Origin of the sequence: Roseovarius faecimaris (genome assembly GCF_009762325.1) — a bacterium.
Classification (GTDB): Bacteria; Pseudomonadota; Alphaproteobacteria; order Rhodobacterales; family Rhodobacteraceae; genus Roseovarius; species Roseovarius faecimaris.
This window is the reverse complement of the sequence record NZ_CP034348.1, coordinates 1,655,636-1,670,019: the sequence shown is the minus strand read 5'-3', so window position 1 is coordinate 1,670,019 and position 14,384 is coordinate 1,655,636. Positions and strand designations below refer to the sequence as shown.

Here is a 14,384-nt window from a genome sequence, read left to right as displayed (position 1 = left end):
TTTTGCGGGCCGTTCGCGGCCTAGAGCACCACGTCGAGCGCCTCGCGCAGCTGGTCGATCTCTTCTTCGGTGGTGTAATGCACGAAGCTCAAGCGCAGCACGCCCTTCTCCAGATCCACCCCCATCGCCTGCAACGGGCGCGAGCCGTAAAAATCCCCGCCCCCCGTCATGATGCCATGCCGTGCCAGCTCCGCCGCCGCCGCCTCGCCCGGTCCGGGCAGTTCGACCGCGACGGTCGGCGCTTTGCGCGTGGCCTCCGACGGGCCGATCAGACGGACCGAATTGCGCGCCTTCAGATCGTCTAGCAACGGCTGCAAAAGCGCCGTTTCATGCGCGCGCATCAGGTCATGCACCCCCGTGCAGCGGTCCGACGGCGCACCAGTGATCCCGTGATGCGCGGCCAGCGCGTCAATGTAATCCGCCATGCCCGCACAGGCCGCCACCTGCGCGTGATCCGGCCCCGCGGGCGTGAATTTCTTGATCAGCGATCCGGCGTTGAACCAATGCCCCTGATTGGGCAGAAGCTGCGCCAGCTCGCGCCGCATCACCATGACGCCCTGATGCGGGCCATAGGTCTTGTAGCTGGAAAACAGGTAGATATCCGGCCCCATATGGCCGACATTCGGAAATCCGTGCGGCGCGTAGGACACCCCGTCAACACAGACGAAGGCGCCCGCCGCATGGGCCCGCGCAGTGATCTCGACCACCGGGTTGATCTCGCCCACGATGTTCGAACAATGCGGAAAACAGACCAACCGCACCTTCTCGTCCAGCAGCGCCTCCAGCCCCTCCAGCGGCAAATGGCCGGTCTCGGGGTCCACCGTCCATTCACGGACCTCGATGCCCTCCTCGGCCAGCCGCCGCCACGGGCCGGAATTGGCCTCGTGGTCCTGATTGGTGACAACGATCGCCTCGCCCTCGCGCATCCATTGCCGGAAGGCCTGCGCCAGGACATAGGTGTTCTGCGTCGTGGAGGGCCCGAAGCTCAGCTCATCCTCTCCGACGCCCAGCATGGCGGCCAACCGGGTGCGGGCCTCGTCCATCTCCTCGCCGCCCAGCTTCGAGGCCGCGTAGGGCGCATAGGGCTGCACCTTGCGCTCGGTATAAAACCGCGTCAGCCGCTCGATCACCGGTCGGCAGGTATACGAGCCGCCGGCGTTCTCAAAGAACGCCTGCCCCTTCAGCGACGCCTCCTCGAAAGCGGGAAACTGGGCACGCACAAAGGCCGGGTCAAGCATGCGGGTCATGTCGGGTATTCCTTCGGACAAGCGGGTTTGGGGCGGGATGCGCAGCCGACAAGACAGGATTCCGAATTTGCATGCAAGCAAACAATTCTCGCCCGATGCGGCGCAATACCGCGCTCAGCCTTGCGGAGAAACGTCGCATTCAATGCAATCAGTGCCGCAATTTTTACCCCTGCCCATCAACCGCCTGTGACAATGTGTTGCAAATGGGGGCTAATGAGCCAAAGTTGTCTGCTTTTCGGTGAGGAGAGGGGCGCATTTCGCGCCATGGAACCGGCCCATTTTTCAAGAACGATAAAAGGGACACAAAATGAGTATCAAACCTCCATTCACCGAATTGGAGATCAAGACGCAACCGGATGGCTTCTACAAGGATAACAGCCTTCCCATCGCTCTGATCTCGAAAAGCATCATGGTCGCGCTCGTGATCTGGGCTCTGGTCTGGCCGGCCAACGCAAACGGCACGCTGGGCTCGCTCAACAGCCAGCTGCTCAACATCTTCAACCAGTTCTATATCGTGATCGTCGGCGCTTTCGCCTTCTTCCTTCTGGTTATCGCAATCCTGCCCAAGACCGGCGCGCGGGTCATGGGCGTGCCGGGCCAGAAGCCCGAGTTTTCCAACTTTTCCTGGTTCTCGATGATGTTCGGCGCCGGTCTCGGCGTGGGTCTGATGGTCTTTGCCACCGCCGAACCGCTCAGCCTCTGGGGCTCGAACCCGGTGGTTGTCGCCGGTGAGGTGCCCGGCAATACCGAGGCCTCCATCCAGTCCGCCTATCGCTACACCTTTGCGCATTACGGCTTCCATGCCTGGGCGATCTATGTGGTGACCGGCCTCAGCCTGGCCTATTACGCCTATACGCGTGACATGCCGCTGACGATCCGCTCGGCTCTGACACCGCTGTTCGGCAAGGCGATGAACGGCTTTCTCGGCCATGTCGTCGACGTTCTGGGCGTGGTCGCCACGATCCTCGGCGTGTCCGTCACCATCGGTTTCGGCGTGAGCCAGTTCATCGACGGTCTGTACAACATCTCCGGCATGGGCTGGCTGATGAACATCACCGAAGACGGCCCCCCGACGCCCAGCAAGGTTGGCCTCGTTGCCGGTCTGGTCATGATCATGGGCCTGTCGATCATCTCGGCTGTCTCGGGCGTGGGTCGTGGGGTGAAGTATCTGTCGAACCTCAACCTCGTCCTGTCGCTGATCCTGCTGATGACCTTCGTGATCTTCGGCTCCTTCGCCTTCGCGATGAGCACCTACGGCTCGGCCTTCATCGACTACATCATCCACTTCGTGTCGATCAGCTTTGCCGCCTGGGGTCCGCAGGACATCGCGGCCTTCACCGCAGCGCTGCCGGAAGATGCCAAGCCGCTCGCGGACCAGCTTTATGGCGGGGCCACCAATGCCTGGGGCGCCTGGGCCGGCTCGGACGGGTATGAGACTTTCGTCTCGGGCCTTGAAGGCGACGCCGCGGCACTGCCGCCCGAAACGCTGGCCGCTGTCTATGAGGCAGGCAATCAGGGCCGTCAGTTCGGCTGGCAAGCCGGCTGGACCACGTTCTACTGGGCCTGGTGGATCGCGTTCTCGCCCTTCGTGGGCCTGTTCCTTGCGCGTATCTCCAAGGGCCGCACCGTGCGTGAGTTCATCGTCGGCTGCGTCTTCGCACCGGCGCTGGTCTGCTTTGCCTGGATGACCATCCTCGGCGGCACCGCGATTGACCTGGAACTGACCGGCGAAGCCGCAGGGGCCATCACCGGCGCCAGCCAGACCAACCAGCTTTTCGCCACCCTGGGTCAGATGATCTCGGGCGGGTTGCTGTCGGCGCTGACTGTGATGTGCGTTGTGCTGATCATGACCTTCCTCGTGACCTCGGCCGACTCCGGCATCCTGGTGATGAACACCATCATGTCGGGCGGCAGCCAGGAGACGGGCATCAAGCACCGCATCGTCTGGGGCCTGATCCTGACCGCGGTGATCGGCACGCTGATCCTTGCCGCAGGGGAAAACAACCCGATGGATGCGCTGAAAAACGCGATGATCATCGGCGCCCTGCCCTTTACCATGGTGATGGGCCTGATGTGCATCGCTCTGGCCAAGGCGCTGTGGCGTGACGGCAAGCGTGAGAAGGCAGGCGTGATGCACACGCCCACCGGCACACCGGCCGAATAAGCCTGTCACGGCCCTGAACTCAGACGGCGCTGCCCCCGGGTGGCGCCGTTTTTCTTTGCCCTTGCCCGATGGCCGCAACCGGTATAGCGCCCGGTCAGCGCAACATCTGGGACATCCCCGCCGCCATGACCCTTGCAGATCTCAGCCGTATCGGCGCGCTTGTCTTCACCGCCTGTTGCCTGATCGTGCTGGGCGACACCGCGGGCAAGGCGCTGACCGGTGCGGGCGTGGCCCCCGTCTTTGTCGCCTGGACCCGCTTTGCCGTGGCCGCGCTGGTGTTTCTGCCATTCAGCGGGCTGGCCCTGCACGAGCTGCGCATCCTGACCCACCCGCGCGTCCTCATGCGCGGGCTTTTTGTGACCGGCGGGATCAGCTCGATCCTGACCGCGCTCCAGACCGAGCCCATCGCCAATGTTTTCGGAGCGTTCTTCATCGGCCCCATCGCGTCGACCGTGCTGGCCGTGATCTTCCTGCGCGAACGCCCGTCGCTTTTGCGCGTGGCTCTGCTGATCCTGGGGTTTGTCGGCGTGATGCTGGTGGTCAAACCGGGGTTTGGCGCCACCCCCGGCATCGGTTTTGCCGTCCTCGCCGGGGTGTTCTACGGGGCGTTTCTGGCCACCACGCGCGCCATCGCGGGGCTCTATCGTCCACGGCTTCTGCTGCTGTCTCAACTGCTGGTCGGCGCTCTGGTCCTCTCGCCCTTCGGGATTGCCACGGCCGCCCCCTCCGCCATGACCGCTTCGCTCTGGGGCCTGATCGGGCTCAGCGCCCTCGGCTCGGCGGCGGGCAACTACCTGATCGTGCAGGCCAACCGCCAGGCCGATGCCAGCCTGATCGCACCGCTGATCTACAGCCAGCTCATCGCCGCCACGATCTCGGGTGTTCTGGTCTTCGGCGACTGGCCGGATGCCCTGGCCCTGATGGGGCTGGTGACAATCCTGGTCTCCGGCCTCGGCTCGCTCTGGCTGGTGCGCGGGCGATAGGTATCCGATACCACAAACACATTCTTAATTTGCCAGCGCCATGTTGCAGAAAATCCCAAAGCGGCTTTTACTCATCGAAAGACAACCCAAACTTAATCGAAGACCCCATGCCCCTTTCCATATGCTTCAGAACAGTTCTATTCACACCCATTCTTTGCCTCAGCCTGCTTCTTCCCCGTTCTGTTCACGCGCTTGAGCCCGGCACTGTTTATGCCACCGTCCAGGTCATCGATACGCTGCTGCGCGACCCGGCCCCTGACCCTTCTTTGTCCATTCTGAAGGCCAACCGCGAATTGCTCATCGCCATGCATGACCGTCTCGACGGGATCGAAGAAGGGATTGCGAAAACATTGCTGGAGTTTGAGCTTCTTCCCAAAACCCTGCTCGACTCTCATCTTAAGGCGCAGAGCCTGGCTCTGGGCAACCGCATCACCGCCATCGGGGAAAACACGCTCGACGCCTATGTCTCGCATCGGGAAGACACGCGCAGCTTTGCTAACGACCCCCAGCGGCTGGTCCTTCTGGAAAAAGACTTACGCGCTACGCTCTTTACCAATATCAACGATATCAACACCCTGTCGCGCGACCTTCTCAAACGTTCCGAGGCACATGGTGTGCACGCCCTGACCGTGATCGCTGCGGCTTATTCCGAACTTTTCCTGCGCATTCGTTTCGCGCGCGACTTTCAAGGCAGCCCCAGCATCGTAAAATCGCAAGCCCGCCGATATCTCGACGAACTCGCGAAGATGACAGATTGGCAAAATGAAAATTCCCTTTCAGGGCTTATTCGCAAGACCGACCAGAAGATCATGGACCAGCTCGAAAAGAGCGGTGGCCGCGGACTGAGCGATTGCATAGAAACTGCGAACGGGCGCCGTTGCGAAATCTTTTCGACCTCTCCGCTTGTCACAACTGATCTCGTGGCGGGGCAAAACGATCCGGTGTTTGACGGCCTTCCGGACTGCGCTGATATCGAAATTGACCGGTTCGAATATGATGGCGGAATAACGCATCCGCTACAGCTTCAACACCAATGCCTGCACGACATAAAGCTTACCATCTCGCTTGGCGGACAGATCAACGCCCTTGGTGGCATCTGGTGCGAGCTTGGTGTCGAAGAGACGTATCACGAAATCATTCTGGGCCTTTATCGCATTCCCGACGATCGCAACGACGAAAGACGTGGCCTTTGTGTTTCAACCGTAAAACGTCCAAGCTCGGGCATGCCCAACTGCAAAGTTTCATTTGTAAAATCCGATACCACCGGCTCGACTTTCTGTATTCCACGCGACATGGGCGAATTGAAGAGGGTCACCAGCCTTTACGATAACCGACAGTTCGGAACACTGCAGGCTGCACTGAGTGACGCGCGCATGCAGGTCAGTCATTTGCAAGAGCTGCTGGATCTTCGCGATTCCCTGAGCGACATTGAACGATCTGCTCGTGCACTCATCTTTGCATTGGAAAACGTGGAAAAGGGTAACTTTGATGCGATCAGTTTTGCCGATGTGGTGCATGCAGGTGACATCGATATAGAACGCGCAGTGACAGACTATGTTCTTTTGGAGATCGAGGAAGAGTCGGAGGCCTACGACGCGTTTGTGGAGCATGTGGCAAAGCGGCGCGAAAGCGTGGCGCGCCTTGTTGCCTCACAGAACGAGGAGATCCGCACTGCCTTTGAAGATGCCGCTCAGGCAAGCGCAAACAACACCTTTCTTGAGCATCTGCACCTTGGAGCCGCGCTCTATTCGTGGATGTACGCCATCGACCGGGAGTTCAGGCCCGATCTGGGCGATTTCAATCTCGACGACATCGTCGATGAGCTAGATACGTTTGCGCAAAACGATACCGGACGCAGCCCCGCCGAAGACGCCGGCATGAAGCGCATATCGCAGATGATCAAGGTTGCCCGCTTCTGGTCCGGGTTCAGAAACGCCGCCAAGCAGATGGAAAAGATGCGACATGCCGAAGAGGCCGTGCGCAAAACCGTCCCGGTCAATCAGGTTCGCGAATTCGACGCCTTCGCAATCGGGACCGAGTTCTGCTGTTTTGTGCCCAAGGGCCAGGGCATCCTGTCGCCCAACCAGAGGTATCTGGGAACCTACCGGATCGGCGGCGGACTTGATTTCGACCTTACATCGGTGCAACCTCCTCAGGAGTAACCTGGGTCCAAAGATCGCGAAACGCGTTTTGTACAATTCGAAGGGTCAAACTGTACAAAACGTACAAAATTCCCCCCTTTGCAATCCACGCGGCAAGCCCCTATATTCAGATCGTTGGTTTCGGCCAACTATGGACATAAACGCGCTCGTAATAAGCGGATCGGACCCGGGGGCGGTACCCGGCGGCTCCACCATAAAAACCTGTCGTTGGAAGGGGTTAAGGGGCCGAAACAGGATCGACGAACGTCTAAAGGGGTTTGCTTTGTCCCGGTGAGTTACCACCGTTATCGGTACACTAAGCATAATTGCCAACGACAATCGTGCTCCGGTTGCTCTCGCAGCGTAAGCTGTTGGAAACACCGAAACTTAAGCCCTTGCCTCTAGCAAGGTAAGGCGGGGTTCGCAGGCACCTGGCAACAGAAGCCTGCACTCATTCTTCTTGACATTACAATGCTTTATGGCCAGTTTTCGCATAAGGGGCCCAACATGCGACTGCCCCGTGAGGCTCCGGCCCAAAGTCGCATCCTTGATCTATGAAGGATGTGCCATGCCCGCGCCGAATGAACTCACTCCCCCTCAGTTGAACCGCCTGATCGGAACCCCCAATTGCCCCGAGATCGACCGGATCGCCTGCCCCTTGCTGATCCGCCGCTTCGTTGACCGGCGTGCGCGTTTTCTTTTTGTCGCACCGAGCGAGGTGGAGAACGTGGCTGACAGGTTTGACGCGTTACCCTTTGATATCGATAATGTTTTCTGGACTTATCGTGGCACGGCCTGCACCTTCGACACGATGATCGAAGAGTTTCAGCTCACCTCCCCGGCGTTGTCCATCATGGCCCGGATCATCCGCAGCGCCGATATCAACAGGCACGATCTGCATCCGGCCTGTGCGGGTCTGCTCGCCCTTTCCGTGGGGCTGTCGCGGCAATACCGCGACGACCAGGCACAGCTGGAGGCCGGGATGGCATTTTATGATGCGCTTTACCGCTGGGCGCGCGACGGGCAGGACGAGGGGCATGACTGGCCCACCGCGACAGGAGCAGCCGCATGAGTGTATCCTATGGCGAGATGTTCCGCGTCTTTGGCCGGATCGGGTTGCTGTCCTTCGGTGGCCCTGCGGCGCAGATTTCCCTTATGCACGAGGAACTTGTGGACAAGCGCCGCTGGCTGGACGAGCCGCAATTCCTGGGCGCGCTCAGCTTTTGCATGCTCTTGCCCGGGCCCGAAGCGATGCAGCTTGCCACCTTCGCCGGCTGGCGGCTCAGGGGCATTCCCGGCGGGTTGATCGCGGGATTGCTCTTTGTCCTGCCCGGCGCGCTTGTGATCGCGGCCTTGGCGTTGGGGTATGCGCAGTTTGGCGGTGTGCCGCTGGTTCAGGCGCTTTTCGTGGGGATCAAGGCCGCTGTTGTGGCGATCGTTCTGCAGGCGCTGCTGAAGCTGTCGCGCAAGGCGCTGACGCAGGGCGATCACTGGGTCCTCGCCGGGCTGGCCTTTGTCGCCATGTTCGCCCTGTCGGTGCCCTTTCCCATCGTCATCGCCTGTGCAGCATTCTGGGGCGCGCTGCGCAGCGGGTCTGCGGACCGTGCCCCGCCGCTGCCCACCCACCATGCGCCACCGCCTGGCCGCACGGCCCTTGTTGCGGCGGTCTGGCTTGCCTTGTGGATGGCCCCGGTCCTGTGGGCCTGGACGGTCGAGGCACGGTTTCTTCTCGATCTGGGGCTCTTTTTCTCCAAGCTTGCCGTGGTCACCTTTGGCGGCGCCTATGCGGTGCTGGCCTATATGACGCAGGCCGTGGTCGACACCCATGGCTGGCTGACGCCTGAGCAGATGATCGACGCTCTCGGACTTGCCGAGACCACCCCCGGGCCGCTGATCCTCGTGACCGAGTTCGTGGCCATTCTTTCAGGATACCTGCAAGGTGGGCCGGGCCTCGCGCTCACCGCCGGAGCCTTCGTGCTCTGGGTGACATTCGTGCCCTGTTTCCTGTGGATATTTGCCGCAGCCCCTTATGTGGATGCGCTTTTGCACCGGCCCCGGCTCAAGGGCGCGCTGGCGGGTATTTCAGCCGCCGTGGTGGGGGTGATCCTCAATCTCTCGGTCTGGTTCGCGCTGCATGTGCTGTTTGGCGACATTCACGCGACGCGGTTCGGCCCCCTGCCCGAACTCAGCAGCTTCGCGCCCCTCAGCGCCGCGCTTGTGGTGCTGGCCGCCGTGTTTCTGCTTGTTATGCGACTGCCTATGTTATCGGTTCTGGGACTGATGGCCGCACTCGCGGCGATCGCGTCAATTTTTGGCTGACCACGACCAACGCGAAGGCTTCCACTTTCCAGCAAAAGTCCTATGCTGAGTCGTATCAGGTCCCGGAGAGCGCCATGTCTGACTCGATCGACTATGGAAAACTGATGCATCGCGCCATGCGCAGCCTGATTCAGGATGTGCTCAGCGCTGTTTCCGAAAACGGGCTTCCCGGGCAGCATCATTTCTTCATCACCTTCGACACAATGCATGGCGAGGTGCGCATGGCGGACTGGCTGCGCGAGCGCTACCCGTCGGAGATGACCGTGGTCATGCAGAACTGGTTCGACGCATTGCAGGTCACAGACGAAGGCTTCTCGGTCACGCTGAATTTCGGCGATGCGCCGGAAAACCTCTATGTGCCCTATGATGCGATCAAGACCTTTGTGGATCCGTCCGTGGAATTTGGCCTGCGGTTCGAAAGTCATGATGACGACGAAGCCGAACTTGCAGAACTGCCTGTCGCCCCGCCCGAGCTTGACCGGGCAAGCGAGCGTGCCGAGGACAAGGACGAGAATCCGAAGGCCGAAATCGTCAGCCTCGACAGTTTCCGCAAGTAACCCGCCCGGGCCTTTGCCACTATGTCGCATCGCAGCAGGCGGTGATTGCACTTTTGCTGTTGATGGGTATGAACAGGGCAAATCCGGCGTGCTGCCGCGCCCTATCTAGGAGAGATGAGCCATGACCCAGACCCGCACCGAGACCGACAGTTTTGGCCCTCTCGAAGTGCCTGCCGACAAGTACTGGGGTGCACAGACGCAGCGGTCGATCATGAACTTTCCCATCGGCTGGGAAAAACAGCCCATCGCCATCGTCCGCGCCCTGGGTGTGATCAAGAAGGCCTGTGCGATGGCCAACAAGGAGCTGGGCAAGCTTGACGAGACCCGCGCCGATGCCATCATCCAGGCCGCCGGCGAGGTGATCGAGGGCAAGTTTGACGACAACTTCCCGCTGGTGGTGTGGCAGACCGGTTCGGGCACGCAATCCAACATGAACTCGAACGAGGTCATCGCCAACCGCGCGATTGAAATCCTCGGCGGGGTGATTGGCTCGAAGGATCCGGTGCACCCGAATGATCATTGCAATATGGGTCAGTCGTCGAATGACACCTTCCCGACGGCGATGCATATCTCAACCGCCATGACCGCGCATGATGTGCTGTTGCCGGGTCTGGAGAAGCTGCACGCCGCCTTGGCGCAGAAGGTCGAGGCGTTCGACGGCATCATCAAGATCGGTCGCACCCATACGCAGGATGCAACCCCCCTGACGCTGGCGCAGGAGTTTTCAGGCTATACCCACCAGGTTGCCATGGGCATCCAGCGGGTCAAGGACGCGTTGGGCCGGATTTACGAACTGGCCCAGGGCGGCACCGCCGTGGGTACGGGGCTGAACACGACTAAGGGCTGGGACGTGATGGTCGCGAAAAACATGGCCGACATCACCGGGCTGCCATTCGTCACCGCGCCCAACAAGTTCGAGGCGCTGGCCGCCCATGACGCGATGGTGGAAATCTCGGGTGCGCTGAAAACCGTGGCGGCCTCGCTCTTCAAGATCGCCAATGACATCCGCCTTCTCGGCTCGGGCCCGCGTTGCGGGCTGGGCGAGCTGATCCTGCCCGAGAACGAGCCAGGCAGCTCGATCATGCCGGGCAAGGTGAACCCGACGCAATGCGAGGCGCTGACCCAGGTCTGTGCGCATGTGATGGGCAATGACGCCGCCGTGGGCTTTGCCGGCAGCCAGGGGCATTTCGAGCTGAATGTCTACAAGCCAATGATGGCCTATAACGTGCTGCAATCCATGCAGCTTTTGGGCGATGCCGCTTCGGCCTTTACCGACAATCTGGTGGACGGGCTGCGCGCCGATGAAACCCGGATCGACAAGCTGATGCGCGAGTCGCTGATGCTGGTCACCGCGCTGGCGCCCGAGATCGGGTATGACAACGCCACCAAGGTCGCCAAGACCGCGCACAAGAACGGCACGACCCTGAAAGAAGAGGCCATCGCGCTTGGTTTTGTCGATGAAGAGACCTTTGACCGCGTGGTGCGCCCCGAGAACATGGTGGGCCCGAAGTAATGGCTCAGCCGGTCAACCTGAACCGGTTTCGCAAGGCGAAGGCCCGGGCCGACAAACAGGCCCGCGCCGAGGAAAACGCGGTCAAGTTCGGGCGGACCAAGACGCAGAAAGATCTTGAGAAAGCCCGTGCCAAAGCGGCGTCAGATACGCTTGACGGGCATAAGCGCGAACCATGAGCGGGCGGCCTGTCAAACATTCGCTGACCTTGCACGGGCACCGCACCAGCGTGTCCCTTGAAGAGGAATTCTGGCAGGCCTTTCGAGAGATAGCCGCAGAAAAAGGAACGGCAATCAATGCCCTGGCCGCCGAAATTGATGCGGACCGAGGGATGGAGAGCGGCCTTGCATCGGCCATCCGCGTCTATGTTCTGAAGACGCTGCAGAACAGGCTCCGCTCCGACATGTAATCGCCCGTCGCTCAGTCTGCGCGACGAATGTCCTGCTCAGACAGAATATCGGAAAACAAGGCCGTCAGATCATCGCGATTGAGTTTCACATCACCTTGGGTCTGTGAGGTCAGCGATTCGGAATCGGCAATTTTGGCCGACCCGAATCCAAGCAATGTCTGTGGCAAATAGGCACTCAACAAAGCAGTCATTCTTACGCTCCTTCACAAATTCAGGCCGGGCCCCCGTCCTACTCCTGAAAGAACTGCCGCGACTATTTTCGGAAACCCCGCAAAAAGCAATCACCGTCATGGCCGCGCCTTGCATGGTGAATGTTCATAATGCCTTAATTTTAAGCATTTTCTTGAAAGATCGCGCAAAGTGACGTTACGTAACAAGCCGTTAGGACGGCTCATGCGTGTTTCGGATCCGTCAACAATGGTTCCGGCCTGAGATTTTTAGCCATATTCCGTCCTTGCCACGGACCGTCAGATGGGCCACCGGCATTGCCGGACGTTCGGTCACCGCGTCAAACCGCAGGGCGCGCACCAGCATGGCCAACAGAAGCGGCCCTTCGATCATCGCAAAGCCCGCCCCGGTACAGACCCGTTGCCCGGCCGAGAACGGCATATAGGCCGTCCGCAGGCAGGCGCGTCCGTTTTCGGTCTGAAACCGCGCCGGGTCAAACCCGTCGGGATTGTCCCACAGCCTCTCATGCCGGTGCTGGTGCCAGGGGCTGAGGACGATCTGGCTGCCCCGGGGCACGTCCCGGTCACGAAACCTCTCAGGGCAGGCCGCTTCGCGCACCATCATCGGCACCGGCGGATAGAGCCGAAGCGTCTCGCGGAAAACATCGCGTGTGACGGGCAGTTTCGCCATATCGCCAAATTCGGGCGCATCACCAAGCGCCGTCGCTTCTGCCGCCACCCTGTCCTGCCATTCAGGATAGAGCGCCAGAAGGTAAAGCGCCCAGGCCAGGGCCGAGGCGCTGGTTTCATGGCCTGCCAGAAAGAAGATCGCCACCTGGTCGACCATCTCCTCGGTGTCAAAACGCTCGCCGGTCTGCGGATCGGCAGTGGTCATGATCTTGCTGGCCAGATCGTCGGGCGCGCAGCCGCTTTCGATCTCGGCCATCCGGTCTGCGGTCAGGGTCGTGATCAGGCTGCGAATCTCGCGCGCGGTGCGTTTCGTCTCGGCCCGGTGAAATCGCGGCACCCAGTGCGGCAGAGGCAACAGCGCCCCGAGGTTGAGCACCGGTTGTGTGCGCTGATGTTCCCGGAACGCCTCAAAGACCCGGCTGGCCACCTCATGTTCGATGGGAATGGAAAACAGCGTGCGAAAGATCACATCGGCGGCCACATGGCTGGTTTCAGGTTCGATGTCATGCGGCTGGCCATCCGCAAGGGCCATGAGCCGCGTCACCGCCCCCTGCCCCGCGGCCACCATCGCCGGAAACACATCGCGAAGCCGCCCGCCCTCGAAAGCCGGGTCGATGATCCGCCGCTGGCGTTTCCAGGTCTCGCCATTGGTCACAAAGACCGAATTGCCCAGAAGCGGCGTCAGCCCCTCGCGCACCCGGTCGGATTTGGGGAAATCATCCGGCCGCTCCTTCAGGACGAGGTCAACAAGCTCGGGCTGGTTGCACAGGAATGAGCGGAAGAAAGGCGTGCGAAATTCGGCCATCCAGGCGCGGTAAAGCCGCGCGGGCTGCGCCGACAGGATATCTTGCCGGAAAAGCCGCAGATACCGCCGGAACGACACGTGCCCTTCACGGGCGGGCGGTTTGGGCGGCAGCGTCATGATGCGATCCCGGGATACTTATTGACGGTCGCCTCGATCCGGCTGGGCGACGGGGTGCGGCCCGCATAGCGGTCGCCCAGTGTGAGGGGCCCGGCGGTGATCTGAAAGTAATCGTAGTCGCCCGGACGGTCGAAGGCGCAAAGATACTGAAAGTGCAGCCGGAAGAAGCGGCGTTTGAGCGCCTTCCACCGCTCGGGGCTGAGCGTTTGGGTGAAGGCGGCGGAAATCACCAGCGGCCAGCGCTTGCCCTCGGGCGGGTGGGTGGAGACAGACACCGGATCACATAGCGCAAAGGCGCACCCATCGCCGGGGGCGGTGACATCGACCCAGGTGAGTTCGTCCCGGGTGCTGAGGTAGTGAAGATCGGCGCGCAGGCGGTGGGCGTCGCGCAGGAAGGAGACCATAGGCACCACCTGCCCAAGCGTGAGAAAACTCAGCGCCGGGCCGTTGTCGGGCAATTGCCCGGCCCGGATGAGATCCGCCAGTATCGACACCCCCAGATGCGCCCCCGAAGAATGGCCGACGACGAGCACCTCGTCGCTCCCTTGCGTGAGCGCCTCGGCAATCTCGGCCGTAAATTCGGCCATCCGTGCCTCCAACTCGGGCGGATTGGCCCCTTTGGATTGCGCTGAATAGGCATAGTCATGCATCAGGTAATAGGCAAAGAGCTTGTTGTCCTTGGATTTGAACCAGTGCAGCAGGCCGAGGAAAAGGCCAAAGGCGACAGCCCAGGAGGCCAGAGCGCCCGCAAGGCCGAGCACGGGCACCAGCATCGCCCTGCCCGCCCAGATCACCCCGGCCGCCAAGGCCAGGGCGACCAGCAACTGCACCAGCAGGAACACCACCGGATAAAGGGCTGCGATGACCGGCCCCTTGCGCAGGCGCATCAGCCGGAACAGCGCGCCGGAGGAGATATAGGTCCAGGCGGTGCGCATGAGTTGCAGGTAGGTTTGAGCGATCCCCTGTTCCATGCTGTCGCGCACGATGTCGGACCAGACAAGCACCTCGAAATCGGCCTCGACCGTCCGTGCGTCGATCACCCCCTCGACATGCCAGCCATATCGACCACCGCTTTTACCCGGCGACAGGGCGATCTCGTAGCCTGACACGCGCGCCTGTTCCGCGCCTTCCTTGCGATAAAGCTCACGGTAGCGGCGCGGATGGATCGGGTCATAACCCGGAATGTAAAAGACGCGCCGTTTGCGCACCGGGGTTTCGGGATTGCTGCTCATGCCAAACCTCTTATGCGCAAAAGCCTAGCGCAGGATTCCGGCG

Annotated in this window: 13 protein-coding genes and 1 other RNA gene; 10 read left to right on the top strand and 4 right to left on the bottom strand. The window is 61.1% G+C overall.

Annotation, left to right across the window (positions count from 1 at the left end):
* Window positions 1-20: 20 nt before the first annotated feature.
* Window positions 21-1,247 (bottom strand): aminotransferase class V-fold PLP-dependent enzyme, encoded by a 1,227-nt coding sequence (locus tag EI983_RS08615; RefSeq protein ID WP_246162352.1) that lies wholly within the window; start codon window positions 1,245-1,247, stop codon window positions 21-23.
* A gap of 307 nt (window positions 1,248-1,554) precedes the next feature.
* Between EI983_RS08615 and EI983_RS08610 the strand changes: the two genes are divergently transcribed.
* The 10 genes from EI983_RS08610 (at window position 1,555) to EI983_RS08565 (ending at window position 11,330) form a co-directional block, all read left to right on the top strand.
* A complete protein-coding gene (locus EI983_RS08610) occupies window positions 1,555-3,411 on the top strand; it encodes a BCCT family transporter (RefSeq protein WP_157706965.1) in 1,857 nt (618 codons plus the stop codon).
* Window positions 3,412-3,536: 125 nt separating this feature from the next.
* Window positions 3,537-4,394: a DMT family transporter gene (locus EI983_RS08605; protein ID WP_157706964.1), complete on the top strand. Its 858-nt coding sequence runs from the start codon at window positions 3,537-3,539 to the stop codon at window positions 4,392-4,394.
* Window positions 4,395-4,501: 107 nt separating this feature from the next.
* Window positions 4,502-6,556 carry a hypothetical protein gene (locus EI983_RS08600; RefSeq protein ID WP_157706963.1) on the top strand — a complete coding sequence of 685 codons (2,055 nt, stop codon included), beginning with the start codon at window positions 4,502-4,504 and terminating at the stop codon, window positions 6,554-6,556.
* A gap of 74 nt (window positions 6,557-6,630) precedes the next feature.
* Window positions 6,631-6,987: a transfer-messenger RNA gene (gene ssrA, locus EI983_RS08595) on the top strand.
* 116 nt (window positions 6,988-7,103) lie between these two features.
* Window positions 7,104-7,607, top strand: a complete 504-nt coding sequence (locus EI983_RS08590; RefSeq protein ID WP_157706962.1) for a chromate resistance protein ChrB domain-containing protein — start codon at window positions 7,104-7,106, stop codon at window positions 7,605-7,607.
* Entirely contained in the window at window positions 7,604-8,854 is a 1,251-nt protein-coding gene (gene chrA, locus EI983_RS08585) for a chromate efflux transporter (RefSeq protein WP_157706961.1), read from the top strand. Before EI983_RS08590 ends, chrA begins: the two co-directional genes overlap by 4 nt.
* A 74-nt stretch (window positions 8,855-8,928) precedes the next feature.
* Complete coding sequence (locus EI983_RS08580; protein WP_157706960.1) at window positions 8,929-9,411, top strand: SspB family protein; 483 nt, start codon at window positions 8,929-8,931, stop codon at window positions 9,409-9,411.
* 121 nt (window positions 9,412-9,532) lie between these two features.
* On the top strand, window positions 9,533-10,924 hold the full coding sequence (gene fumC, locus EI983_RS08575) for a class II fumarate hydratase (RefSeq protein ID WP_157706959.1): 1,392 nt from the start codon (window positions 9,533-9,535) through the stop codon (window positions 10,922-10,924).
* Window positions 10,924-11,100, top strand: coding sequence for a DUF4169 family protein (locus tag EI983_RS08570; RefSeq protein ID WP_157706958.1), 177 nt, complete (start codon window positions 10,924-10,926; stop codon window positions 11,098-11,100). Before fumC ends, EI983_RS08570 begins: the two co-directional genes overlap by 1 nt.
* Window positions 11,097-11,330, top strand: coding sequence for a ribbon-helix-helix domain-containing protein (locus EI983_RS08565; protein ID WP_157706957.1), 234 nt, complete (start codon window positions 11,097-11,099; stop codon window positions 11,328-11,330). The genes EI983_RS08570 and EI983_RS08565 overlap by 4 nt, the downstream gene beginning before the upstream one ends.
* 11 nt (window positions 11,331-11,341) lie before the next feature.
* Here the strand turns inward: EI983_RS08565 and EI983_RS08560 are convergent, their stop codons facing one another.
* From EI983_RS08560 to EI983_RS08550, 3 genes are all read right to left on the bottom strand, one after another.
* Window positions 11,342-11,521, bottom strand: coding sequence for a hypothetical protein (locus EI983_RS08560; RefSeq protein ID WP_157706956.1), 180 nt, complete (start codon window positions 11,519-11,521; stop codon window positions 11,342-11,344).
* Window positions 11,522-11,741: 220 nt separating this feature from the next.
* On the bottom strand, window positions 11,742-13,109 hold the full coding sequence (locus EI983_RS08555; protein WP_157706955.1) for a cytochrome P450: 1,368 nt from the start codon (window positions 13,107-13,109) through the stop codon (window positions 11,742-11,744).
* Window positions 13,106-14,341, bottom strand: coding sequence for a hypothetical protein (locus EI983_RS08550; RefSeq protein ID WP_157706954.1), 1,236 nt, complete (start codon window positions 14,339-14,341; stop codon window positions 13,106-13,108). The genes EI983_RS08555 and EI983_RS08550 overlap by 4 nt, the downstream gene beginning before the upstream one ends.
* Window positions 14,342-14,384 lie beyond the last annotated feature (43 nt).

Bases quoted from the DNA above. Each gene is read 5' to 3' on its own strand.
- EI983_RS08615 (WP_246162352.1), bottom strand. From the start codon at position 1,247: ATGACCCGCATGCTTGACCCGGCCTTTGTGCGTGCCCAGTTTCCCGCT.
- EI983_RS08610 (WP_157706965.1), top strand. From the start codon at position 1,555: ATGAGTATCAAACCTCCATTCACCGAATTGGAGATCAAGACGCAACCG.
- EI983_RS08605 (WP_157706964.1), top strand. From the start codon at position 3,537: ATGACCCTTGCAGATCTCAGCCGTATCGGCGCGCTTGTCTTCACCGCC.
- EI983_RS08600 (WP_157706963.1), top strand. From the start codon at position 4,502: ATGCCCCTTTCCATATGCTTCAGAACAGTTCTATTCACACCCATTCTT.
- EI983_RS08590 (WP_157706962.1), top strand. From the start codon at position 7,104: ATGCCCGCGCCGAATGAACTCACTCCCCCTCAGTTGAACCGCCTGATC.
- chrA (WP_157706961.1), top strand. From the start codon at position 7,604: ATGAGTGTATCCTATGGCGAGATGTTCCGCGTCTTTGGCCGGATCGGG.
- EI983_RS08580 (WP_157706960.1), top strand. From the start codon at position 8,929: ATGTCTGACTCGATCGACTATGGAAAACTGATGCATCGCGCCATGCGC.
- fumC (WP_157706959.1), top strand. From the start codon at position 9,533: ATGACCCAGACCCGCACCGAGACCGACAGTTTTGGCCCTCTCGAAGTG.
- EI983_RS08570 (WP_157706958.1), top strand. From the start codon at position 10,924: ATGGCTCAGCCGGTCAACCTGAACCGGTTTCGCAAGGCGAAGGCCCGG.
- EI983_RS08565 (WP_157706957.1), top strand. From the start codon at position 11,097: ATGAGCGGGCGGCCTGTCAAACATTCGCTGACCTTGCACGGGCACCGC.
- EI983_RS08560 (WP_157706956.1), bottom strand. From the start codon at position 11,521: ATGACTGCTTTGTTGAGTGCCTATTTGCCACAGACATTGCTTGGATTC.
- EI983_RS08555 (WP_157706955.1), bottom strand. From the start codon at position 13,109: ATGACGCTGCCGCCCAAACCGCCCGCCCGTGAAGGGCACGTGTCGTTC.
- EI983_RS08550 (WP_157706954.1), bottom strand. From the start codon at position 14,341: ATGAGCAGCAATCCCGAAACCCCGGTGCGCAAACGGCGCGTCTTTTAC.